This is a genomic window from Pseudocitrobacter corydidari (assembly GCF_021172065.1).
GTDB classification, from domain to species: Bacteria; Pseudomonadota; Gammaproteobacteria; order Enterobacterales; family Enterobacteriaceae; genus Pseudocitrobacter; species Pseudocitrobacter corydidari.
Genome location: NZ_CP087880.1, coordinates 1,305,719 through 1,328,271 on the forward strand (window position 1 = coordinate 1,305,719; position 22,553 = coordinate 1,328,271).

A 22,553-nucleotide genomic window follows, 5' to 3' on the forward strand; every position below is an offset into this window, starting at 1 on the left:
TAATGAAAAAAAATGCCCAGTCCGTGGAAGCCTGGCTGGAGGCGATGATCGCCGTGGCGCGCTATTACCGCCTTGATTTTTCTCAGGAGAACGTGCGCGCGACCGTCAACTGGGAGCGCGACAGCAAGCGGGAAGAGTTGCTCACCGACATGGCGCGGCAACTGGGAATGGGGTTACGGTTGGTGGAGTTCTCCGCCGATTCGCTTAACCCGTGGCGGCTGCCGCTGATCGCGGTGTTTGATAATCAGCAGATTGGCGTGATCACCCGCCGCGACAATCACGACAATATCAGCATTCAGTTCAGCGGTGACGAAGGGCTGGAAACCACGCTTAACGTCGCGGATATTGAAGATAACATCGTCGAACTGGCGCTATTGCGACCTCTCAGCGCCATCCCTGACGCGCGGGTGGATGACTACATTCGTCCGTATCAGGCGAACTGGTTCTGGAATCTCTCGCTAAAAGACTGGCGGCGCTATGGCGATATTATGCTGGCGTCACTGGTGGCGCTGGCGGCGATGATTTTCTCGATGCAGGTTTACGACCGGGTGGTTCCGGCGCAATCGTACCCGACGCTGTGGGTGCTGTTCGCCGGGGTGATGATGGCGATCCTGTTTGAGTTCTGTATGCGCATGGTGCGCACGCATCTCTCAGATATGATCGGCAAGCGGGCGGATTTACGGATTTCGGATCGCGTTTTTGGTCACGCATTACGGCTGAAAAACAACGTGCGATCGAAATCCACCGGGTCATTTATCTCGCAAATCCGAGAACTGGAATCGGTGCGGGAGCTTATTACTTCCACCACTATCGGCGCGGTGGCGGATCTGCCGTTCTTCCTGCTGTTTGTTTTTATTCTGTGGATGATCGGCGGCTGGCTGGTGCTGGTTGTGTTGCTGGCGCTGCCGTTATTGGTGATCCCCGGCCTGCTGGTGCAACGACCGCTGGCGCGGCTGGCGAACGAAGGAATGCGCGAGTCAGCGGTACGCAACGCTACGCTTGTCGAAGCCGTGCAGTCGATTGAAGACATTAAACTGCTGCGCGCCGAGCAGCGTTTTCAGAATCAGTGGAATCACACTAACGACGTGGCCTCGTCCATCAGCATGAAGCAACGTTTTCTCACCGGGCTACTGCTCACCTGGACCCAGGAAGTGCAATCCATCGTCTACGTCGTGGTGCTGTTGGTGGGCTGCTTTATGGTGATGAACGGCGACATGACCACCGGCGCGCTGGTCGGGACGACGATCCTGGCTTCGCGCACCATCGCGCCGCTGTCGCAGATATCCGGCGTGCTCTCGCGCTGGCAGCAGGCAAAAGTGGCGCGTAATGGCCTTGATGAACTGATGAAGCGTCCGGTGGATCAGCCGGAACACGGCAAACTGGTGCATAAAGCGGTGCTGCACGGTAATTATCAGTTCAGTAACGCTATCTTTTATTACGACGAAGAAGAGAAAATTGCCGATGTAGCGATTGGCAAACTCAACATTCAGGCTGGTGAGAAAATCGCCATTCTTGGGCGCAACGGCGCGGGTAAATCGACGCTACTGCAAATGTTCGCCGGAATGCGTATCGCCCAGCAGGGGCAGGTGTTGCTGGATAACATCAGTATCGGGCAGCTTGATCCGGCGGATCTGCGTCGCGACATGGGGCTACTCAGCCAGACCGGGCGACTGTTCTTCGGTTCGCTGCGGGAAAACCTCACCATGGGGATGCCGGAGGCCAGTGATGAAGATATCGAACGCGCGTTAACCCTCAGCGGGGCGCTGCCGTTTGTGCAGAAGCAGAAAAACGGCCTCAACTACATGATTCAGGAAGGGGGATTTGGTCTTTCTGGCGGTCAGCGGCAAACGCTGCTGCTGGCGCGGCTGCTCATCTCTCAACCCAATATCGTGCTGCTCGATGAACCCAGCGCCTCGCTGGACGAAATGGCGGAAGCGCATTTAATCGAACAACTGAAACAGTGGATTGGCCATCGCACGCTGGTCATCGCCACTCACCGCACGGCGATGCTGCAACTGGTCGACAGGATAATCGTGATGGATCAGGGGCGGATTGTCAGAGACGGTGCGAAGGAGACGATTCTGCACGAACTGAATGGCACACCGGTGCGTCGAGTGACAGTTCAAAATGATAAGGGGAGCGCGGCATGAATGGTCAGATTCAGTTTAACCGTGGGCTGAATGAGCCACACCTGCCGCGTTCTGCGCTGGCCGTGCGCCTTGTCGCGGTCATGTTTCTCTGCTTCCTGGGCTGGGCCTGGTTTTTCAAACTTGATGAAGTGACGACCGGTACGGGCACCGTGGAGCCCTCCGGGCGCGATCAGGTGGTGCAATCTCTTGAGGGTGGGATTCTTTATCATCTGAATGTGAAGGTGGGCGACATTGTTGAGCAAGGCCAGCCGCTGGCGCAGCTTAACCGCACCAAAACGGAATCGGATGTACAGGAAGCGCAATCTCGTTTATATGCTGCGCTGGCAACCTCGGCGCGACTCAGGGCCGAGGTTAATAATCAAGCGCTGGTTTTCCCTGATGAGCTAAAGCCATTACCGGATCTGGTCGCCTCGGAGACGGCGCTTTATACCACGCGGCGTGAAGCGCTTACCCGCTCAATTTCCGGGCTGGAAGAGGGCATTCGCCTGGTCAACCGTGAACTGGGTATGACGCAGCCGCTGATTAAACAAGGGGCGGCCAGCAACGTGGAAGTGTTACGTTTACAGCGCCAGCTGAATGAGTTACAGAATAAAATTACCGAAATTCGCACCCAGTATTATGTGCGGGCGCGGGAAGATCTTGCCAAAGCGAACGCAGATACTGAGGCTCAGCGGTCCGTGATCCGAGGGCGTGAGGACTCGCTCACACGGCTAAACTTTACCGCCCCCGTGCGTGGCATTGTTAAGGATATCGATGTGACAACGGTGGGCGGCGTTATTGCCCCCGGCGGCAAATTGATGACCATCGTACCGTTGGATGAACAACTGTTGATCGAAGCCAAAATCTCGCCGCGCGATGTGGCATTTATTCATCCTGGACAGGCATCGCTGGTGAAGATAACCGCCTACGATTACTCGATTTTCGGCGGGTTAGCGGGCGAGGTCGCGGTGATCTCCCCTGATACGCTTCAGGATGAGGTTCGTCGTGATGTTTATTATTACCGGGTATACATTCGCACCGACAGTAATCATCTGCAAAATAAATCCGGGCAGCAGTTCCCTATTTTCCCCGGAATGGTGGCGACCGTGGATATCAAGACCGGGCGCAAAACGGTACTCGATTATCTGCTGAAGCCGTTTAATAAAGCGCGGGAAGCGCTGCGTGAACGCTAATCCAGCTCGTGGATCATATACTCGCCGCTCAGCATCGGGCGGCAGAGTATCTTATAGCCATCCTGGTCAAACCCTGTGGCGATACACGTCAGGTTATCGGCTTCCGTTAGCGACTCGACCGCACCCAGCCACAGCCAGTTATGAATAATATGATAGTGGGTGAGGGTGTCGCTTTTCTCTTCCAGCGCTACGGCGCCTTTCCATGGCCAACATATCAGTTGCAAATGCGCTAACGCACTGCGGAGCCTGTCATTGTGATCATCTACACTTTCGCGGCCGCAGCAGGCCCCGGCGCAACGCCCCAGCATCGAACGAAAACAGGCGCGACCACGACTTAATGGCTCCAGCCCCATGACGCCGTAGCACAGACGTTGCGCATCGGCGACAGACTTCAATGCCTCAAGGGCGGCGCGACGATTGGCAAAAAGGCCATAGAGGCCCGGCGTGTGTGAAAAATCGACTTCGCGGGCATAAACAACCTGAGGTGTATTTCCCTGCAGGCGCAGGGAACAAAGTTGCTTGTTGCGGCGCAATCGTTTATTGAACAGCGGTTGTTGTTCTTTAATCAGACGAGCTTCCAGCAACAGCGCGCCAAGTTCCCCCGCCGTCGGCTGCCAGCTAATGCGTCGGGTCTGTTGAAGCAGAGCCGCTTCCTGCTGGGTGCGGAAATGCGACATCACGCGGCTGCGAATGTTAACGCTTTTACCGATGTAGAGAGGAAGCGTTTCACTGTCGCCGTGAAAGGTGTACACGCCAGGCAATTTCGGCAACGTTTCCAGGCAATAGCGGAGATGCTCAGGATAGGTATAAAGGGGGCCTTGAAGGGGCTCGGGCCGAACGGGGACCCTACGATTGACCATAATAGCTCCAGATACTGTTTATGCATACAGCTTACCGGGCGGGATGATAATGTCAATCCTTCGCCCGGTGCTGTGAAGATGCATAGCAGTTACCTTACGCGCGCTGATCCGTCAGCCAGCTTTTAAAGACATCCGTGCGCAGCGTTTGCATAAAATCGATGTTTCCTGAGCATCCCAGCTTTTTAATCAAATTGGTACGCATCTGATAAACCGTCTTGATGTGGACGTTCAGATTTTCCGCCATCTCGATAATTTTTTTGCCATCTGACATTTGATCCAGCAAGGTGGTTTCGCGTGCAGACAGTTTTACTTTGTGTTCAATATGGCAGTCGTCTTCATTCTTCTTACGAAGGCTTGTCAGGAACTTGACGATCTCTTCCGCAGAGGCTTTTGACGAAATATGATTGACGGTAAAGGAGTCAAGGAAATTGTAACGTTGACCGTCGCTCAACAGAATAAAACGATGCGTGCGCAGGTCGTAATTATGACGTTTTACGTTTACATACTGACTGGCAGAAAATATCACGTAACGAATGTTTTTACGATCTAATCTGACATCTTTGAGTACTTCACATAAGCCATATTCAAGGAAATTGTCATCCAGCCAGAGATCGACCAATTCCAGTTTAACAGGGCACGCTTCGCTTTTCATAATGACTCCACATTAAGATGGGTTATTTAAAAGTGGCTATCGTTCATCAATGATTCAGATATCATCGAGGGTATAATCCACCACAATTTCTAACGTCTTGCGGATAACATCAGCGGAGAGTACGCTATCTGTGCATTCAAGAGAGTGAATCAGCGTCGCAATAATGTTTTTGTTGTTAATGGTTTCACCGGCAGCCATCAGATGGCGAACCGCACCACCGAGGATTTCTGCTTCATCAGCTAACATATCGCCGGCCTTCAGGAAGTGTTCGGACAATGCTTTATTCTGAATGGATTGGTAGAAATCATATTGCTGTAACATAGCGATTCTCATCTGTTAGTTGTAAAAGTGGTTTTCATTGAAAATCTTCAATGAATATTTCTATTTCTTCCATTCATCGAAAGTTCCTTTCGCCCGTCTGTGCGGGGTTTAACGCCTTTATGGCCAGCGGAGTTCGCTTCTTTCGATGCCGTAAAACTCTCTATTTCTCTTATTACCACGTACAATGCTGAGAGACGTTCTGAATCAATTTCCAGACTCTGCATTTTATTCAGCTCATTTAACAAAGCCTGAGAATTAATAGACTTTTTGTCTTTAATAAGCCGCAGAGTAGCCTCACCAATTAAAGTGTCTTTCAGTTTTTTATTACTACTATTCATAACTGCTGTCTCTTATTGCTGTTAAACCATCGGGCTTACAGCATTAAGTTGTCTCAGGTGGTAGGGTATCGTCGTCGCCACGCTGAGCAAAAATCTCCCTCATGAATTTCGGTTTTCAAATAATAAACCAATCAACGCGTTGTAGTGCTTCTCTTCTTCCATGCCGGAAGCCTGTTCAAGGCGGCCCAATAATTTTGTACACAGCGACTTGCGGTTCAGGTTTTTGCCGGCGCTGAGAATTTCGACCACGATTTGCCCCAGCGTTTCCTGTTGTGTCGGAAGGGCAGCCTTATTGAAATAGCTGGAAATGGCACTGGCTGAATCCATGGTGTATTGACGGTTCTGCTGCATGTGTCGCTCCTGTTAAAGACGTTATCGTGTATCACTTTGCGTTAACAAACTCATAAAAATTGTACATAAATCCTGTACAAGTGATGCATTAATTTTTAGCATAAAGTGCTATTGCTTATAAATCATAAAGATATAAGGTGTACAGGCGTACAAAGATAAGAATTATCTGTACAAACTTCGGAGGTTGTCCTTATAGAGGAGAGGGGGAAGATCAAGTGTTGGAATTAATTGAGAGTAATGTTAAATCCATGTATTAATTGAAAGCTATTTAAGCTTTTATCTGCTAATGTTGAGAAAACTTTGTAGTCGGAACCGCTATGCTTACCACCATTATTTATCGCAGCCATTTATGTCACGACGTTCCCGTCAAGGCCCTTGAGGGAATGGTAGCGGCCGCTAACCTTAGAAATGCTGAGGCAAATGTCACCGGAATACTGCTCTTTAACGGCACGCATTTTTTTCAATTGCTTGAAGGCCCGGAAGAACAGGTGCGACGGATTTATCACGACATTTCACAAGACCCGCGCCACTACAATCTTGTAGAGCTTTTATGCGATCACGGCCCAACGCGCCGATTTGGCAAAGTGGGCATGGAGCTCTTCGACCTGCGCGAGCATGCCCGGGAAGAAGTGCTGCAAAACGTGCTGGATAAAGGCACATCTCCGTATCAACTCACCTATAACGATCGTGCATTGCAGTTTTTCCGCACTTTTGTCGAGTCGACAGAGAAGGGCAATTACTATGAAATTCCGCCAGCCGAGAGCTGGGAGTTTGTACCGACGACAATCAGCGATGAACTGGGTCCTTATAAAGCCTCTACTGCCTCTGAGTATACCCTGGCCCTGCAACCGATCATTGATCCCCTGGCGCAGGAAATCATCGCCCTGGAGGCCTTAATCTTCACCCACGACGGTGAGATTTCGAATACCTATTTCGAGGGTTTATCCGGCGACGATATTTATGAAATCGATCTCACCAGTAAGAAAGTGGCGTTTGAGATGGTGAGGGAGCGCGATCTGCGTGGTCAAATACTGTCCGTTAATCTGTTGCCAATGACCCTGGTAAAAATCCCTCACGCCGTGGATTATCTGCTGCATGAGATAAAAATTAACGGTCTGGTGCCCGAGCAAATTGTCGTTGAATTTACTGAGCACGAGGTGGTTTCCGGTATTGAGGAGTTTACCGCTGCGGTACGTGTACTGAAGTCTGCGGGTATTAGCGTGGCCATTGATAATTTTGGTGCCGGCTTTGCCGGGCTGCAGTTGCTGGCGCAATTTCAGCCTGACAGAATCAAGATTAATGCTGAACTGATTCGCGATGTTCATAAAAGTGGCCCGCGCCAGGCGATTGTACAGGCCATTATTCGCTGCTGCCGTTCGCTGGAAATTGTGGTATCTGCCCTGGGTGTTGAAAAAGCGGAAGAGTGGATGTGGCTTGAATCTGCGGGCATTTCTCATTTCCAGGGCAATTTATTTGCCCGACCCTATCGCCAGGGTACGCCTTCCATCTCGTGGCCGGAAAAGAAAGAGTTATTGTAATATTGTACAACTCTCCTGTTGCTTCTCTTTCCTCTTACGGCATTGCGCCGTAAGAGGGTGATTTATCCTAAATCCCCCATGCCTGCCGTTGATATTCCTCATTTTTTACAGCTTGTTTAATAAAAGTTAACGACTTTTATACTCATTACGCCCCAAAAGGCTGTACAATAAAAAGTAAGTTATACAGACGGTACAGAACATTACCCAGGGATGTAATGGTTGAGTTGCGAGGCATTATGGCTTTTTACAGTATCGGCGACGTGGCCGAAAGATGCGGAATCAACCCGGTAACGCTGCGCGCGTGGCAGCGGCGCTATGGGTTACTCAAACCCCAGCGCAGTGAGGGGGGGCACCGCCAGTTCGACGAAGAAGATATTCAGCGTGTTGAAGAAATCAAACGCTGGATTAAAAGCGGTGTTCCTGTCGGGAAAGTGAAAGCGCTGCTCGAAGAGAGCCGCACCATTACGCACGATGACTGGACTTATCTTCAGGAAGAGATGATGTCCGTATTGCGTTACGCCAGCCCAACCAAACTTCGCGCAAAAATTGTTGCTGCCGGGCGCGAGCATCCGGTTGATGCTTTAATTGATCATGTTTATGGCCCTGTACGTCAGCGGCTCAGCCTTGATCACAATACGGCGCGTATTATGTGCAGTATGTTTGATGGCATTTTGATTGAATATGTTGCCGCGACATTAACGGAACGTCGACGTAAGTCTGGAAAAGAAGCGTTGCTCATCGGGTGGGAAATTGACGATCGCGTTCGTCTGTGGCTTGAAGCCTGGCGTTTATCTCAGTCCGGCTGGCATGTATCTGTACTGGCTGAACCGCTCGAATCGCCTCGCCCTGAACTCTTCCCTGGTCAGATGTTATTTGTCTGGACCGGCCTTACCCCTACAAGACGGCAACAAGAATTATTGCAGCACTGGAACGAGCAGGGTTATACCATTAAGTTCCACCAGCCTTGATGACCGCATTGCGGTCTTTTCGGCCTTCGCGTTCGAGATACACCTCTTTTGCAGTCTGTAAATCGGCAAGCGTATCAATATCCAGCACGATACCGATATCGTCGACTTCAATATTAAGTAACTGACCACATTGCCGTGCATGCTCCACAACGTCACGTCCTCCCGTCTCACCGGATAACGCCGTTAAATGCGGCAAATAGTGCCGTCCAAACGCGACGGGATGCCCGTTTTGCATGCAATAACGTGGTACGATCACCGTACCGTCGCGCAACGCTTTCGCTACGCGTAACAGTGTCTCTTTTTCAACCAGCGGCAAATCAGCAGGCAAGATAAGCCATCCTTGCGCCTGCTGAGTCGCCAGAACGCCCCGACGGATAGAATCGCCCATACCGGATGCTGACGCATCAGGTTGTACCTGATACCAGGGTAAAGACGATTGTTGCACCGCTTCCAGCGTGCGATCGAGCACGCGCTTCCCGCACAGCTCCGCTTCAAGTTTATGTTGCGTCGCACCGGATGCGTAAAAGCGTTCACTTTTTCCAGCGGCAAGAACAATGACCACCGGCCCATAGCTCTTCATAAGTGGAGACCTTGCCGGGCGTGGGCGACGTCGGCAAGTACCGACAATGCCAGCGTGCGCGAGTCACGCGCTTTGGGGATAAGGCCGATGGGCGCTGCAATGGCGGCGATTTCAGTTTCCGTCCAGCCACATTCCCGTAATAGCGCTTTTCGCCGCTGGTGGGTTCGCTCACTGCCCAGCGCGCCAATGTAAAACGGATGACTTATGCGTGATTGCGCCAGTAAGTATCGTTCCCGATCGAGGTCATGCCAGAGTAAAATCAACGCGCTATGTGTATCCATGAGCGCCGGATCGTCCGTCACCTCATATCCCGCCGTGCTCGCCAGTTGGCGCGTCATTTCGGCTTCAATATGATGCCCTGAGAGTATCAGCCGCACAATCGGGTGATAGGCGATTGCAAACTTTTCTTCCACCCATCCGGTATGCTGATGAGAGGCAATGCCTTCAAGCTGTCCAATGCTGCTGTTATAGATGAGGGAGACAGACTCACGCCGTGCCAGACTGCCGAGAATATCGCGCAGCGGGGCGCAGGAGCGCAGCGCGTGGATCGTCAGGGTGATACCGCCGCCGCAGGGCAAAACGATATCAAACCACGGCGATCCCTGTCCATAACGTACCGACTTATCTCTTCCGGTGGCAATCACCTCCAGCGCCTCACAGGCAATGGCGCTTTCAACGCATCCGCCCGACACGTAGCCGCAATATTGCCCATCTTCGCGTACGGCCATTTGGCTGCCCGGTGCACGAGATGCGCCCCCGTGTATATCAGTAAGCGTGACTAACGCCACGCCCATTCCGCTTTCCAGCGAATCGACGGCAAAACGAAGAATTGTCGCCGGATCGTCAGTCAGTTGCGCCTGCTTCGGCGTGCATTTCAAACGCTGCAACATCTGAGCTCCTTACGCGTTTTCCGGCAGACCATGAAGCAGTTTATCCAGCGTCAGGGGGTAATCCCGACCCCGTACGCCCGTCGCATTGTAAACGGCGTTGGCAATAGCTGCGCTGACCCCACACAAACCAAGTTCGCCGACACCTTTGGCTTTCATTGGTGAGGAGACCGGGTCCGTATCATCAAGGAAAATGACCTCCTGGTGGGGAACATCGGCATGCACCGGTACTTCATAGCCGGCCATATCATGATTAACGAAATAACCCAGACGTGTATCCACCGCCAGCTCTTCCATCAGGGCGGCGCCAATGCCCATGGTCATTGCGCCTATCACCTGGCTTCGGGCGGTCTTCGGGTTGAGTATTCGTCCCGCAGCGCACACGGCCAGCATACGCCGCACGCGCACTTCGCCAGTTACGGCATCTACCGCCACTTCAACAAAGTGGCCAGCAAAGGTCGACTGCTGATACTGCTCCGCCAGTTGGTCAAATTCAATGTGGTCTTCTGCCTGCTCAGGCTGCCCGGCAAGGGCATCGATAAGGTTGATACTACGCGAGCGATCGCTAATTTTTTCATTTTCAAACACCGCTAGCGTCGGATCGAGACCGGCTTTGCGGGCAATTTGCGCACGCAATTTGACGCAGGCGGCGTAAACGCCAGAGGTCGAGGTATTCGCTCCCCATTGTCCACCGGACCCTGCCGAAACCGGGTAGAGACTGTCACCCAAACGAACACTGACTTTTTCCAGCGGCACGCCCAGCATTTCGGCAGCGGTTTGCGCAAGAATGGTGTAGCTTCCGGTACCAATATCGGTCATGTCCGTTTCAACCGTCACGTCGCCCCCGGCGCTCATTAGCACGCGCGCGGCGGAGGTCTCGAGCAGGTTATTACGAAATCCGGCAGCCATCCCCATACCGACCAGCCAGCGACCTTCACGAATGACGCCCGGTGTGGCATTGCGTTTGCGCCATCCGAAATGTTCTGCGCCTGTGCGCAGGCACTCAATTAACTGGCGACGGGAGAAGGGACGTTGGGGATCGGACGGGTCAACCTGAGTATCATTCCGAATACGAAACTCGACCGGATCGATACCTGCCTTCTCGGCAATTTCGTCGATAGCGATTTCCAGCGCCATCAGGCCGGGTGCTTCACCCGGCGCGCGCATGGCATTGCCTTCGGGGAGATCAATCTGTGCCAGTCTTAATCCCGTGTGACGATTTGCCCCCGCATACAAGAACTGCGTCTGCTGTACGGCGGTCTCTGGCGTGCCGCCCGGTAGATTGCCAGACCAACTATCATGCGCAATCGCAACGATTTTCCCGTCGTTATCTGCGCCAATACGAATATGCTGAAGGGTCGCCGGGCGGTGGGTGGTATTATTCGCAATAGTTGGGCGCGGCAGCATCACTTTTACCGGGCGCTTAACCGCTTTCGCGCCCAGCGCCGCCAGAAGCGCATCGCTGCGTAAGAAGAGCTTGCCACCAAATCCGCCGCCTATATACGGCGAAACAATGCGGATATTCTCTTCGGGGATCTTCAACGTAACCGCTAAATCTTTTTTACACCAGTTCACCATCTGGTTGGAGGTCCACAGCGTCAGCTTATCGCCCTCCCAGCGGGCGGTTGATGCGTGTGGCTCCATGGCCATATGGCTTTGGTCTGGCGTCGAGTACGCAGCATCCAGCTGATGCGCGCACCCGGCAAACGCCGTGGCAAAATCGCCGACGTTATTGTCCGGTGTGTCTTCGGGTGGCGTTGTCACCTGTGGTTTTTCTTCAGCCAGATCCCATTTACCTTGCTGGCGTTGATAGCTGACCTCAATCAGTGCCGATGCGGCACGCGCCTGCTCGAAGGTTTCCGCCACAACCAACGCAATAGCCTGATGATAGTGTTCGATTTCCGGGCCGCCGAGCAGGTGGGCGGCATTTCTTTCGCCTTTCCCTAACGTACCCGCGTGCTTCGCGGTTATTACGCTAAGCACGCCGGGTGCCGCGTTGGCTGCCTGCGTATCCAGATGCGTAATGCGACCTTTTGCTATCGACGCGCCGAGAATATAGCCATAAGCCGCGTCAGGTGCCTCTTCATGGCGTTCATAGGCGTAATGCGCGCGTCCGGTGGTTTTTAGCGGGCCATCGATACGATCGTGTGGCTGCCCGACAACACGCAGTCTGTCTATCGGGTTATCTCCGGCAGGTTGAGTGAATTTCATGTTATGTCCTCGCTTCAGCCAGTACGGAGGCCAGCGTGCGCTTCGCCAGCGTGAGTTTGAATTGATTCGCCGGGGTAGGCGTGGCATCAGCAAAGAGTTTATCGAAGACCGCTTGTGCCCCGTCAGGTAACACATTATCGGCTTCCATCTTTCGCCACGGTTGATGCGCCACCCCGCCAAAGGCCACCCGACCCGTTCCATCCTGGTGAATAACGGCGGCCACGGAGACCAGGGCAAACGCGTAAGACGCGCGGTCGCGAATTTTACGGTAGATATGCGTTCCCCCCAGTGGCGCAGGTAACGTGACGGCGACGATCAGTTCCCCCGGCGCGAGGGTGTTTTCTTTTTCAGGCGTGGAGCCTGGCGGCAGATAAAAGGCATCGATAGGAATACGCCGTTCGCGCCCATCGGGATTAACCGTTTCAACCACCGCATCGAGCAGGCGCATGGCTACCGCCATGTCGCTGGGATGCGTGGCAATGCACGCTTTACTGGTTCCCGCGACGGCATGCTGGCGGCTAAAGCCCTCCAGCGCCGCGCAACCGCTGCCGGGGACTCTTTTATTACACGGTTGGTTGGTATCGTAGAAATAGGGGCATCGCGTGCGCTGGAGCAAATTTCCGCCGGTGGTCGCCTGATTTCGCAACTGGCCGGATGCGCCTGCAAGCAACGCTCTGGCTAACACGGCGTAATCACGGCGAACGTGCATATTGGCCGCAAGATCGGTGTTTCGCACCATGGCACCGATACGCAGCCCGCCTTCAGGCGTAACATCGATGCTGTTTAACCCCAGGCCATTGATATCTATCAGGTGGAGCGGCGCTTCAATCTCCAGCTTCATGAGATCAAGCAGATTCGTTCCGCCGGCGATGAACTTTGCCCCTGGGTTCTGCTGCGCGTTTTTTGCGGCTTCGGCGGGTGTTTTGGCCCGTTCATAGGTAAACGCTTTCATGATTTTTTCTCCCCGCTGACGTCATTAATCGCCGCCAGGATGTTGGCGTAGGCTCCGCAGCGACAAATGTTGCCGCTCATCCGTTCGCGGATTTCCTCGTCGTTCATTGATGGTGGCGAAACCAAATCGTGCGTGACGTGGCTGGGGATCCCCGTATTTAGCTCCTCAATCATGGCGACAGAAGAACAGATTTGCCCTGGGGTGCAATAACCGCACTGATAGCCATCGTGTTTGATAAAGGCAGCCTGCATCGGATGGAGGGCTTCCGGCGAACCCAACCCTTCGATGGTGGTGATTTCTGCATTTTGATGCATAACGGCAAGCGTGAGACAGGCGTTCACCCGACGCCCATCAAGAAGGACCGTGCAGGCACCGCATTGTCCGTGGTCGCATCCTTTCTTGGTTCCCGTGAGTTGAAGGTGCTCACGCAGGGCATCCAGCAGCGTTGTGCGGGTATCCATGTCCAGCGTGCAGGTTTTTCCATTTACCTGAAGCGTAACGGGCATTATCTCAGGTGCTGGCGTATCGCGAGGAACGGATTCACCGATCGCGTGTTGAGGATAGACGGCAGCGGTTGCCGCAGTTGCAGCGCTGACTTTCAAAAGCGTGCGCCGTGTGAGGTTAAGTTCGGGGTGGTTTTCAGATGCTCCGCCTTGCTTGCTCATGCCAGGCCTCCGGTAGGAAAAAATAGTTTGGCTATTTTTCTTAAAACATTAAGGATAGCCCCTATTTTAATAGGGAATATTCCTAAAACCGTCCGCAGTTGAGGAAGGCGTTGAGTAAATTTTAGATTTAGCAATTAGTGCTATTTGTCGAAAAATAAGGCTGTGACAAATTTCCTGGTATCAGAAGTAATTGTCTTATTTTGCAGAAAGAGCAAATAATTTATTTTTGAATGAAATAAGATATCTTCACTTTTAAATATTACCCATTAAGGTGGGTACGTAAATAAGCCAGATTGACACCTTTTTCCTTCCAGATGACACTCAATACAGACCTCTCATAAATCAATAAGTTTCATTTCCAATGTCTTGCTGTTCATCTCTTTCGTGGCTGTATTGCTTGTATATGGAGCGTTTATATGAATAGAATCTATCGCGTCATGTGGAATAGTACCCTCCAGGTCTTTCAGGTCTGCTCGGAATTAACTCGCCGGACAGGTAAGACATCCACTGTTAATCTGAGTAAGTCTCCAACCCTCAACAACAAAATCAACATGCTGGCGCTGAGTGTATTGATGGCGCTGGCTGGTATAGCCTCAGCTGCTCCACTCACGGTAGATAATGATCAGACTATAAATATTAATACCGCTGGTGCTTACGACTTCTACCAGATCGGGTGGAGTGGCACTGGGGTGCTTAATATTTTGACTGGCGGTAATCTTTCCTTATCCACTCATACAACCAGCGTCGTTGGCGGTAATGTGGGGTCTGATGGTACCGTAAATGTTTTGGGTGGCACCTGGCGATTGTATGATGCTGGAAATGGAGCCTGGCCTTTAAATCTCGGTCAATCAGGAAAAGGTACGCTTAATATCCGCAAGGCGGGTCACGTTGATGGGGGTTATTTAACGGTAGGCTCTCAGGCAACAGGTGTAGGGACGGTTAATGTTGAGGGAGAAGGTTCGGAACTGACGACTGAAATGTTCCAAATCGGAGGGTATGGAACGGGTTCATTAAATATTACCGATAAAGGTTACGTCAATAGTTTACAAGTTGCCATTGTAGGTTATCAGGGGGACAGTAATGGTCAGGTTATTGTCGAAAAAGGAGGGGAGTGGGAGATAGAAAATAATAATATACCAGTTGACTTCCAGATTGGCAATCAAGGGACGGGTGAAACGACTATTCGCGAAGGTGGCATAGTTACGGCAGGAGATACTTATATTGGTGGTAATCCTACCGGTATCGGAACCTTGAATGTGCAAGATCCTGGCTCTGTAATCACGTTTACCAGACTCTATAACGGTGTTCGTGGTAACGGTACGATCAATATTTCCAATAGCGGCCTCGTGAATAACGCGTCTTTTGCATTATTAGGCGGAGAGCCTGGTTCTCGTGGCGTCGTCAATGTGACTGATAAGGGGCATTGGAATTTCCTCGGAAGGGGTGAAGCTTTCCGATATATCTACGTAGGTGACGCTGGCGACGGTGAACTTAATGTTTCGGATGAAGGTAAGGTTGATTCAGGCATCATCACTGCCGGGATGAAACAGACAGGGACAGGCAGTATTACCGTCAAGGATAAAAACTCGGTTATTACTAACCTCGGCACCAATCTCGGTTATGACGGCTACGGCGAAATGGATATCAGTAATGATGGGCTTGTGGTCAGCAATGGCGGAAGCTCACTCGGTTATGGTGAGACCGGTGTCGGGAATGTGAGCATTACAACGGGGGGGGGGTGGGAGGTCAATAATACCGTCTATACCACCATTGGTTTTGGAGGCGTCGGAAATCTTGATATTAGCGATGGCGGTAAGTTTGTATCGGAATATATTACTGTCCTGGGTGAAGAAGAAAGCGGTATCGGTACGCTGAATTTGAAGGATGAGACCTCGTCCTTCAGGAGTGAGGGCCTTATTGTAGGTAATTCTGGTAATGGCAACGTAAACGTCAGTAATGGTACAACCCTGACGTCTTCCGGATATGGTTTTATTGGTTCAAACATCACAGGTAAAGGGCTTGTCAATATTTCAACGGGTAGCCTTTGGAATATTCTCAACGAGGATGGTAATGGTCAGTTGCTTCGGGTTGGTTTATCCGGCAGTGGGGAACTGAATATTACCTCCGGTGGCGAAGTGAAGGCCCTTGATACACAGATTGGTTCCTATGACACAGGTAAAGGAACTGTCCTGATTGATGGGCAAAACTCACTTCTTGAAACCTTCAATATGCTGGTGGGCGCCACTGGTAAGGGAACAGTAACTCTGACCAATAACGGCACCCTGAATGTGGTTGGTGGAGAAGTTTACTTAGGTACTTTTGAACCTGCCGTAGGGACGCTCAATATTGGCGCAGCTCACGGAGAGGCGGCGGCGGATGCCGGGTATATCACCAACGCGACAAAAGTAGAGCTTGGTCTGGGTGAAGGCATTTTTGTCTTTAATCATACGGATAACAGTGATACCGGCTACCAGGTCGATCTGCTGATTACGGGTGACGACAAAGACGGGAAAGTCATTCATGACGCGGGACATACTGTGTTCAATGGGGGGAATACCTATAGTGGCAAGACGCTGGTCAACGGCGGGCTTCTGACCATTGCATCACATACCACGGATGGCGTCACGGGTATGGGAACGAGTGAAGTGACGATTGCCAGCCCGGGAACCCTTGAGATTCTCGCCTCTACAAACAGTGCCGGAGATTACACGCTGACCAATGCGCTTAAAGGCGATGGCTTGCTGCAAGTGCAATTGTCATCTTCTGACAATAAGTTTGGCTTTACCCATGCGACAGGGACTGAATTCGCCGGTGTTGCGCAATTGAAAGACAGTGCTTTTACTCTGGAAAGTGATAACACGGCGGCGCTTACCCACGCGATGTTGCAGTCTGACAATGGAAATACCACATCGGTTAAAGCAGGTGAGCAATCTATAGGCGGGCTGGCTATGAATGGCGGCACGTTGATCTTCGATACGGATATTCCTGCCGCGACGCTTGCAGAGGGGTATATCAGCGTCGATACGCTGGTGGCCGGCGCGGGTGACTACACCTGGAAGGATCGTCACTACCAGGTAAACGGAACCGGCGATGTGCTTATCGACGTACCGAACCCGTGGAACGATCCGATGGCTAATAATCCGCTGACAACCCTCAATTTGCTGGAACAGGATGATAGCCATGTCGGCGTTCAACTGGTGAAAGCGCAGACCATTATTGGGTCTGGAGGCTCCTTAACGCTGCGTGATTTGCAGGGCGATGAGGTGACGGCGGATAAAACGTTACAAATTGCGCAAAACGGTACGGTGGTTGCCGATGGCGAATATGGTTTCCGCCTCACAACCGCACCGGGTGATGGCTTGTACGTGAACTATGGTCTGAAGGCGCTGAACATCTATGGTGGGAAGACGCTGACGTTAGCCGAACACGGTGGAGCCTATGGTGCGACGGCTGATATGTCGGCAAAAATCGGCGGTGAAGGGGATCTGGCGATCAATACGGTTCGACAGGTTTCACTTTCCAATGGTCAGAACGACTATCAGGGCGCAACCTACGTTCAGATGGGGACCCTGCGTACTGACGCGGACGGCGTGCTGGGCAATACGCGTGAGCTGAATATCAGCAACGCGGCTATCGTCGATCTAAACGGATCGTCGCAGACAGTAGGAGCATTCACCGGGGAAATGGGCTCGACCGTATTGTTCAAAGACGGTTCCCTGACGGTGAATAACGGTGGCATTAGTCAGGGAGAACTGGCTGGTGGCGGAAACCTGAATGTAACAGGAGGAACGCTGGCCATTGAAGGGGTGAATGCGCGCTACAACGCGCTAACCAGCATTAGCCCGAATGCGGAAGTCAGCATCGATAATGCGCAAGGTTTGGGCAGTGGAAATATTGCCAATGACGGCCAGTTAACGCTGAAAAGTGTGATTGGCGAACTGCGTAACAGTATGAGCGGCAAGGGCGCGGTGAGCGCAACTGCCGAAACTGACGTTGAGCTGGATGGCGATAATAGCCGCTTTGCGGGGCAATTTAACATCGACGCAGGTAGCGCATTGAGCGTCAACGAACAGAAAAACCTGGGCGATGCTTCCGTTATCAATAATGGCCTGCTCACTATTGCCACCGAACGTGGCTGGGCAATGACGCACAGCATCACCGGCAGCGGTGATGTGACCAAACTGGGCACCGGGATCTTAACCTTCAACAACGATTCTGCAGCGTATCAGGGGACGACGGATATCGTGGCCGGTGAAATTGCTTTCGGTTCTGGCGCTGCCATTGATATGGCAAGTCAACATATCAATATCCATAACAGCGGTGTTATGTCGGGAAATGTCACCACCGCAGGGGATGTGAATGTTATGTCCGGGGGGACACTGCGCGTCGCGAAAACCACTGTTGGCGGCAACCTGGATAATGGCGGCACGGTTCAAATGAACAGCGAAGGAGGAAAACCGGGCAATGTACTGACCGTTAACGGCAACTATACCGGCAACAATGGCCTGATGACGTTCAACACGACGCTGGGTGGCGATAATTCCCCTACGGATAAAATGAACGTAAAAGGCGATACGCAGGGCAATACCCGCGTTCGGGTTGATAATATTGGCGGCGTTGGCGCACAAACGGTCAACGGTATTGAACTCGTTGAAGTTGGCGGTAATTCTGCGGGTAACTTCGCGCTAACCACAGGAACTGTAGAAGCAGGGGCTTACGTCTACACGCTGGCTAAAGGGAAGGGTAATGACGCAAAAAACTGGTATCTGACCAGTAAATGGGACGGCGTGACGCCACCGGATACGCCCGACCCCATTGATAATCCACCTGTTGTGGATCCGGAAGGTCCATCAGTGGTTCGCCCGGAAGCCGGGAGCTATATCAGCAACATTGCCGCAGCAAATACGCTGTTTAGTCATCGCTTACACGACCGTCTGGGTGAACCGCAGTATACCGATTCCCTGCGCGCGCAGGATTCGGCAACCAGTATGTGGATGCGTCATGTCGGAGGACACGAACGTTCCAGCGCCGGAGACGGCCAGTTAAAAACGCAGGCTAACCGCTATGTATTGCAGTTAGGCGGCGATTTGGCGCAGTGGAGCAGCACTGCGCAGGATCGCTGGCATCTCGGCATCATGGCAGGCTACGCCAATCAGCACAGTAATACACAAAGTAACCGCGTAGGTTATAAATCGGATGGGCGCATCAGCGGTTACAGCGTTGGGCTGTATGCGACCTGGTATCAGAACGATACAGATAAGACCGGCGCTTATGTTGACAGCTGGGCCCTTTATAACTGGTTTGATAACAGCGTAAGTTCCGATAACCGTTCAGATGATGACTATAACTCTCGCGGCGTGACGGCATCTATTGAAGGAGGTTATACCTTTGAAGCGGGAACCTTTAGCGGCAGCGAAGGAACGCTGAATACATGGTACGTTCAGCCGCAGGCGCAAATCACCTGGATGGGTGTGAAAGATTCTGACCATACCCGGAACGATGGAACGCGCATTGAAACGGAAGGCGACGGAAACGTGCAAACGCGACTCGGGGTGAAAACTTATCTGAACAGTCATCATCAGCGTGACGATGGCAAACAGCGTGAGTTCCAGCCTTACATCGAAGCGAACTGGATCTATAACAGCAAAGTCTACGCCGTGAAGATGGACGGGCAAACCGTAAGTCGCGATGGCGCACGAAATCTGGGTGAAGTGCGTACCGGGGTTGAGGCGAAAATGAATAATAACCTCAGCCTGTGGGGGAATGTCGGTGTGCAATTAGGTGATAAAGGCTATAGCGATACTCAAGGGATGCTGGGTGTGAAATACAGCTGGTAATCCGTAACAAGCCGCATGTCGTTAAGGGCATGCGGCTTTAATATATTGTTAAGTATTTACCTATATTCTCTTTATGATTGAGCAGGGTAGAAAACTCTGAATTGTCTCTTCATCGCAGCGTAACTGGATGATTTAGAGTGCATTCCCGGCAGAGTCAGCTATGCTTAGTTGTGTGCTATTAAGATGATAATAGGGAGTTAATATGGGATTCTGGAGAATCGTTATTACGATCATTTTGCCGCCGTTGGGTGTATTAATTGGTAAAGGCTTCGGCTGGGCATTTATATTAAATATTATCCTCACGCTTCTTGGGTATATTCCGGGGTTAATTCACGCATTTTGGGTTCAAACTAAAGATTAACCTCAAACGGCGCATCAGCGCCGTTTTTTAATTCTTCTCTTCTATCCGCGATCGCGGATATCACTGCAATTATCCCGTATAGCGGATAAAATGAGTTCACAGATTGACTTTATCCTCAAGAAGGGATAAAAACATAAATATCCCTTTGCGCGGATAACTTTCCTGTGGACGAATGACATGAAGAGCTTCCCGATGATCTACAGCCCAACGCAATTAGCGAATGCAATGAAACTGGTTCGTCAGCAAAATGGCTGGACGCAGAGCGAGCTGGCGAAAAAAATCGGCATAAAGCAGGCGACCATTTCCAATTTCGAAAATAACCCGGATAACACCACGCTGACGACTTTTTTTAAGATTTTACAGTCACTTGAGCTCTCAATGACGCTATGCGAAACAAAAGACGCTGCGCCTGAATCTACTGACCAACAGGATCTGGAGTGGTAATGCCTAAACTTGTCACATGGATGAACAATCAGCGAGTCGGTGAGTTAACGAAACTGGCCAACGGTGCGCATACGTTTAAATATGCGCCGGAATGGTTAGCCAATCGTTATGCCAGGCCATTGTCACTTTCGCTACCGTTGCAGGTGGGGAATATCACCTCGGATGCGGTTTTTAACTTCTTCGATAACCTGCTGCCTGATAGCCCGATCGTGCGCGACAGGATCGTTAAACGTTATCGCGCAAAATCAAAGCAACCTTTTGATTTATTGTCAGAAGTCGGTCGAGATAGCGTAGGCGCAGTGACGTTATTACCGGAGGATGAAGCGGTGACAAATCCGGTTATGACATGGGAGAAATTAAGTGAGGCAAAGCTTGAAGAGGTGTTGTCGGCTTATAAATCAGATATCCCGTTAGGAATGATTAACGCAGAAAATGACTTTCGCATCTCCGTTGCCGGCGCGCAGGAAAAAACCGCGCTGCTCAAAATGGGCGCTGACTGGTGTATTCCGAAGGGAATAACGCCAACGACGCACATTATCAAATTGCCGATTGGCGAAATCAGACAGCCTAATGCGACGCTCGATCTTAGCCAAAGCGTTGATAATGAATATTTTTGTCTGCTGCTGGCGAAACAACTCGGGTTGAATGTTCCCGGCCCCGAAATCATCAAAGCGGGAAGGGTGCGCGCGTTGGCGGTCGAACGCTTCGACAGACGCTGGAATACTGAACGGTCAGTTTTACTCCGCTTGCCGCAGGAAGATATGTGCCAGACATTCGGTTTACCGTCATCAGTCAAATACGAATCTGACGGAGGCCCGGGTATCGCGCAAATCATGGCTTTTTTGATGGGGTCCAGCGAGGCGCTGAAAGATCGCTATGATTTTATGAAGTTTCAGGTGTTCCAGTGGTTGATTGGCGCAACGGATGGCCATGCAAAAAATTTCTCCGTATTTATTCAGGCTGGCGGCAGTTATCGGCTCACACCATTTTACGACATCATTTCGGCATTTCCGGTTCTTGGCGGTACGGGAATACATATCAGCGATTTGAAACTGGCCATGGGGCTTAATGCATCCAAAGGCAGAAAAACGGCAATCGATAAAATTTATCCGCGACATTTTTTGGCGACAGCAAAGGCACTGAAATTCCCGGAAGTACAGATGCGTGAAATCCTGAATGAGTTTGCAGAGCAGATTCCCGCAGCACTGGATAACGTGACGACTGCATTACCGACAGATTTCCCAGAGAACGTGGCGATGGCAATCCAGACCAATGTGCTGAGGTTGCATGGGCGGTTAAGCCGGGAGAGATGAGTTTGAAGGAAAAATGGGCTTTTGGCGGGGATAAACGACCTGGGCAATCATAACCACAAAACACCGGATTCTGCCTGGTTCTATGTTGGTGCGCATAATGTACGACTCGTTATGTTGAAAAGGCCGCTGCGAAAATCGAATCCCGCAGCGGCCTCTTTAGCATAACGTCATTGTGCGTACCAATTTTATTCCTCAATAAAAAACCAATCTTTTTCATACCATTTATTGTGCATAGATAAACGTATAATAGTATCTCTCCATTCACTAGGGCTTAAACTCTCTTTGTTTATGAACATCATATTGGCTATGGTATGATGAAAAACTAACCAAGAGCTTATTCCCGCACTTACTTGCTCGTCTATTTTTTCTATTTCAGCCAAATATTTATTTATCGTTGATTCCGTAACACCAATTGCGCTAGCTGTTTCAGCTAGGGTTTTTGACTCTATAATCATTTGATTTGCAAGTAGTTTTTTCTTTGTTGTGCTATATCTTATAATGTGTCTTTTTATTATGGCTTCTACTTTTAGAAGTATCTTATACTCATCGCTTTTTTGATATTCAATCCATTTTAATTCATCCTCTTTTACTTTCGCATCAAATGGGATTTTATACTTATCTATGAAATCACTTGCGGCTGATGTGCTACTAAATATTTTTTTGTTGAGTTTTATATTTAATTTTTCTGATATTGTTAATATATACTCCATTTGCCGTTTGCTTGGCGGTTTTTCATCAAAATAGAGCATCCCTCTTAAAAAACACTCTATTTTTTCTGCTTCGTTATTTTTGATGCTTGTTAATTGAGATTTTTTGTTTTTTTCAGATATAGAGTTATACAAAGATTTCGGTATTTCTATTAAAAAATCGCTGTTTCCAACTATTAATTTTACTATTTCTGTTTCAATTTTTAACATCACTGACTTCCTTATTGCTATCTTGTATTGGGGTAT

General features: G+C 50.8%; 19 protein-coding genes. 8 read left to right on the forward strand and 11 right to left on the reverse strand.

Translation table 11 applies throughout. The features are described 5' to 3' along the window. Window positions 1-2 precede the first annotated feature (2 nt). Both G163CM_RS05990 and G163CM_RS05995 read left to right on the forward strand, forming a co-directional pair. The gene (locus G163CM_RS05990; protein WP_231827237.1) at window positions 3-2,150 is read left to right on the forward strand and encodes a type I secretion system permease/ATPase; all 2,148 of its coding nucleotides are present in this window, start codon (window positions 3-5) and stop codon (window positions 2,148-2,150) included. Next, on the forward strand, window positions 2,147-3,322 hold the full coding sequence (locus tag G163CM_RS05995; protein WP_231827238.1) for an HlyD family type I secretion periplasmic adaptor subunit: 1,176 nt from the start codon (window positions 2,147-2,149) through the stop codon (window positions 3,320-3,322). Before G163CM_RS05990 ends, G163CM_RS05995 begins: the two co-directional genes overlap by 4 nt. Here G163CM_RS05995 and cho read toward each other — a convergent pair. From cho to ycgZ, 5 genes are all read right to left on the reverse strand, one after another. Continuing rightward, window positions 3,319-4,182 carry an excinuclease Cho gene (gene cho / locus G163CM_RS06000; protein WP_231827239.1) on the reverse strand — a complete coding sequence of 288 codons (864 nt, stop codon included), beginning with the start codon at window positions 4,180-4,182 and terminating at the stop codon, window positions 3,319-3,321. The two genes, G163CM_RS05995 and cho, sit on opposite strands and share 4 nt — an antisense overlap. Before the next feature lie 94 nt (window positions 4,183-4,276). After that, the gene (locus tag G163CM_RS06005; protein WP_015964382.1) at window positions 4,277-4,834 is read right to left on the reverse strand and encodes a helix-turn-helix transcriptional regulator; all 558 of its coding nucleotides are present in this window, start codon (window positions 4,832-4,834) and stop codon (window positions 4,277-4,279) included. A 54-nt stretch (window positions 4,835-4,888) separates the two neighbouring features. Then, a complete protein-coding gene (locus tag G163CM_RS06010; RefSeq protein WP_015964383.1) occupies window positions 4,889-5,155 on the reverse strand; it encodes a biofilm development regulator YmgB/AriR family protein in 267 nt (88 codons plus the stop codon). A 47-nt stretch (window positions 5,156-5,202) separates the two neighbouring features. Beyond that, on the reverse strand, window positions 5,203-5,493 hold the full coding sequence (locus G163CM_RS06015) for a hypothetical protein (RefSeq protein ID WP_231827240.1): 291 nt from the start codon (window positions 5,491-5,493) through the stop codon (window positions 5,203-5,205). Between the two features lie 99 nt (window positions 5,494-5,592). After that, window positions 5,593-5,844 (reverse strand): regulatory protein YcgZ, encoded by a 252-nt coding sequence (gene ycgZ, locus G163CM_RS06020; RefSeq protein WP_015964385.1) that lies wholly within the window; start codon window positions 5,842-5,844, stop codon window positions 5,593-5,595. Window positions 5,845-6,161: 317 nt separating this feature from the next. On the opposite strand from ycgZ, the gene G163CM_RS06025 reads away from it, so the two are divergent. Together G163CM_RS06025 and G163CM_RS06030 are read left to right on the forward strand one after the other, a co-directional pair. After that, window positions 6,162-7,382 (forward strand): diguanylate phosphodiesterase, encoded by a 1,221-nt coding sequence (locus G163CM_RS06025; protein WP_231827241.1) that lies wholly within the window; start codon window positions 6,162-6,164, stop codon window positions 7,380-7,382. Window positions 7,383-7,618: 236 nt separating this feature from the next. After that, window positions 7,619-8,350, forward strand: a complete 732-nt coding sequence (locus G163CM_RS06030) for a MerR family transcriptional regulator (RefSeq protein ID WP_041686446.1) — start codon at window positions 7,619-7,621, stop codon at window positions 8,348-8,350. Here G163CM_RS06030 and G163CM_RS06035 read toward each other — a convergent pair. Genes G163CM_RS06035 through paoA form a run of 5 tightly spaced genes read right to left on the reverse strand, consistent with a single transcriptional unit; the run spans window position 8,331 to window position 13,645 of the window. Beyond that, complete coding sequence (locus G163CM_RS06035) at window positions 8,331-8,930, reverse strand: nucleotidyltransferase family protein (protein ID WP_231827242.1); 600 nt, start codon at window positions 8,928-8,930, stop codon at window positions 8,331-8,333. The genes G163CM_RS06030 and G163CM_RS06035 overlap by 20 nt on opposite strands. Further along, the gene (locus G163CM_RS06040; protein WP_231827243.1) at window positions 8,927-9,820 is read right to left on the reverse strand and encodes an XdhC family protein; all 894 of its coding nucleotides are present in this window, start codon (window positions 9,818-9,820) and stop codon (window positions 8,927-8,929) included. The genes G163CM_RS06035 and G163CM_RS06040 overlap by 4 nt, the downstream gene beginning before the upstream one ends. 9 nt (window positions 9,821-9,829) lie before the next feature. Further along, a complete protein-coding gene (gene paoC / locus G163CM_RS06045; protein ID WP_231827244.1) occupies window positions 9,830-12,028 on the reverse strand; it encodes an aldehyde oxidoreductase molybdenum-binding subunit PaoC in 2,199 nt (732 codons plus the stop codon). A gap of 1 nt (window position 12,029) precedes the next feature. Next, a complete protein-coding gene (locus G163CM_RS06050; protein ID WP_231827245.1) occupies window positions 12,030-12,980 on the reverse strand; it encodes an FAD binding domain-containing protein in 951 nt (316 codons plus the stop codon). After that, window positions 12,977-13,645 carry an aldehyde dehydrogenase iron-sulfur subunit PaoA gene (gene paoA, locus G163CM_RS06055; protein ID WP_231827246.1) on the reverse strand — a complete coding sequence of 223 codons (669 nt, stop codon included), beginning with the start codon at window positions 13,643-13,645 and terminating at the stop codon, window positions 12,977-12,979. Before paoA ends, G163CM_RS06050 begins: the two co-directional genes overlap by 4 nt. A gap of 416 nt (window positions 13,646-14,061) precedes the next feature. Here paoA and G163CM_RS06060 point away from each other — a divergent pair, with 416 nt between their 5' ends. The 4 genes from G163CM_RS06060 (at window position 14,062) to G163CM_RS06075 (ending at window position 21,600) form a co-directional block, all read left to right on the forward strand. Further along, window positions 14,062-19,482 carry an ECSE_1600 family autotransporter gene (locus G163CM_RS06060; RefSeq protein ID WP_231827247.1) on the forward strand — a complete coding sequence of 1,807 codons (5,421 nt, stop codon included), beginning with the start codon at window positions 14,062-14,064 and terminating at the stop codon, window positions 19,480-19,482. 202 nt (window positions 19,483-19,684) lie between these two features. Beyond that, window positions 19,685-19,843, forward strand: a complete 159-nt coding sequence (locus tag G163CM_RS06065; RefSeq protein WP_015964394.1) for a YqaE/Pmp3 family membrane protein — start codon at window positions 19,685-19,687, stop codon at window positions 19,841-19,843. Window positions 19,844-20,020: 177 nt separating this feature from the next. After that, entirely contained in the window at window positions 20,021-20,287 is a 267-nt protein-coding gene (gene hipB / locus G163CM_RS06070; RefSeq protein WP_015964395.1) for a type II toxin-antitoxin system antitoxin HipB, read from the forward strand. After that, a complete protein-coding gene (locus tag G163CM_RS06075; protein ID WP_231827248.1) occupies window positions 20,287-21,600 on the forward strand; it encodes a type II toxin-antitoxin system HipA family toxin in 1,314 nt (437 codons plus the stop codon). The genes hipB and G163CM_RS06075 overlap by 1 nt, the downstream gene beginning before the upstream one ends. 185 nt (window positions 21,601-21,785) lie before the next feature. Here the strand turns inward: G163CM_RS06075 and G163CM_RS06080 are convergent, their stop codons facing one another. Then, a complete protein-coding gene (locus G163CM_RS06080; protein WP_231827249.1) occupies window positions 21,786-22,517 on the reverse strand; it encodes a hypothetical protein in 732 nt (243 codons plus the stop codon). Between the last annotated feature and the right edge of the window lie 36 nt (window positions 22,518-22,553).

Excerpts from the sequence above, each read along its gene's own strand:
- G163CM_RS06050 (WP_231827245.1), bottom strand. The coding sequence starts at position 12,980 with ATGAAAGCGTTTACCTATGAACGGGCCAAAACACCCGCCGAAGCCGCA.
- paoC (WP_231827244.1), bottom strand. The coding sequence starts at position 12,028 with ATGAAATTCACTCAACCTGCCGGAGATAACCCGATAGACAGACTGCGT.
- G163CM_RS05990 (WP_231827237.1), top strand. The coding sequence starts at position 3 with ATGAAAAAAAATGCCCAGTCCGTGGAAGCCTGGCTGGAGGCGATGATC.
- ycgZ (WP_015964385.1), bottom strand. The coding sequence starts at position 5,844 with ATGCAGCAGAACCGTCAATACACCATGGATTCAGCCAGTGCCATTTCC.
- G163CM_RS06035 (WP_231827242.1), bottom strand. The coding sequence starts at position 8,930 with ATGAAGAGCTATGGGCCGGTGGTCATTGTTCTTGCCGCTGGAAAAAGT.
- G163CM_RS05995 (WP_231827238.1), top strand. The coding sequence starts at position 2,147 with ATGAATGGTCAGATTCAGTTTAACCGTGGGCTGAATGAGCCACACCTG.
- G163CM_RS06080 (WP_231827249.1), bottom strand. The coding sequence starts at position 22,517 with ATGTTAAAAATTGAAACAGAAATAGTAAAATTAATAGTTGGAAACAGC.
- cho (WP_231827239.1), bottom strand. The coding sequence starts at position 4,182 with ATGGTCAATCGTAGGGTCCCCGTTCGGCCCGAGCCCCTTCAAGGCCCC.
- G163CM_RS06040 (WP_231827243.1), bottom strand. The coding sequence starts at position 9,820 with ATGTTGCAGCGTTTGAAATGCACGCCGAAGCAGGCGCAACTGACTGAC.
- G163CM_RS06065 (WP_015964394.1), top strand. The coding sequence starts at position 19,685 with ATGGGATTCTGGAGAATCGTTATTACGATCATTTTGCCGCCGTTGGGT.
- paoA (WP_231827246.1), bottom strand. The coding sequence starts at position 13,645 with ATGAGCAAGCAAGGCGGAGCATCTGAAAACCACCCCGAACTTAACCTC.
- G163CM_RS06015 (WP_231827240.1), bottom strand. The coding sequence starts at position 5,493 with ATGAATAGTAGTAATAAAAAACTGAAAGACACTTTAATTGGTGAGGCT.
- G163CM_RS06060 (WP_231827247.1), top strand. The coding sequence starts at position 14,062 with ATGAATAGAATCTATCGCGTCATGTGGAATAGTACCCTCCAGGTCTTT.
- hipB (WP_015964395.1), top strand. The coding sequence starts at position 20,021 with ATGAAGAGCTTCCCGATGATCTACAGCCCAACGCAATTAGCGAATGCA.
- G163CM_RS06025 (WP_231827241.1), top strand. The coding sequence starts at position 6,162 with ATGCTTACCACCATTATTTATCGCAGCCATTTATGTCACGACGTTCCC.
- G163CM_RS06030 (WP_041686446.1), top strand. The coding sequence starts at position 7,619 with ATGGCTTTTTACAGTATCGGCGACGTGGCCGAAAGATGCGGAATCAAC.
- G163CM_RS06005 (WP_015964382.1), bottom strand. The coding sequence starts at position 4,834 with ATGAAAAGCGAAGCGTGCCCTGTTAAACTGGAATTGGTCGATCTCTGG.
- G163CM_RS06010 (WP_015964383.1), bottom strand. The coding sequence starts at position 5,155 with ATGTTACAGCAATATGATTTCTACCAATCCATTCAGAATAAAGCATTG.
- G163CM_RS06075 (WP_231827248.1), top strand. The coding sequence starts at position 20,287 with ATGCCTAAACTTGTCACATGGATGAACAATCAGCGAGTCGGTGAGTTA.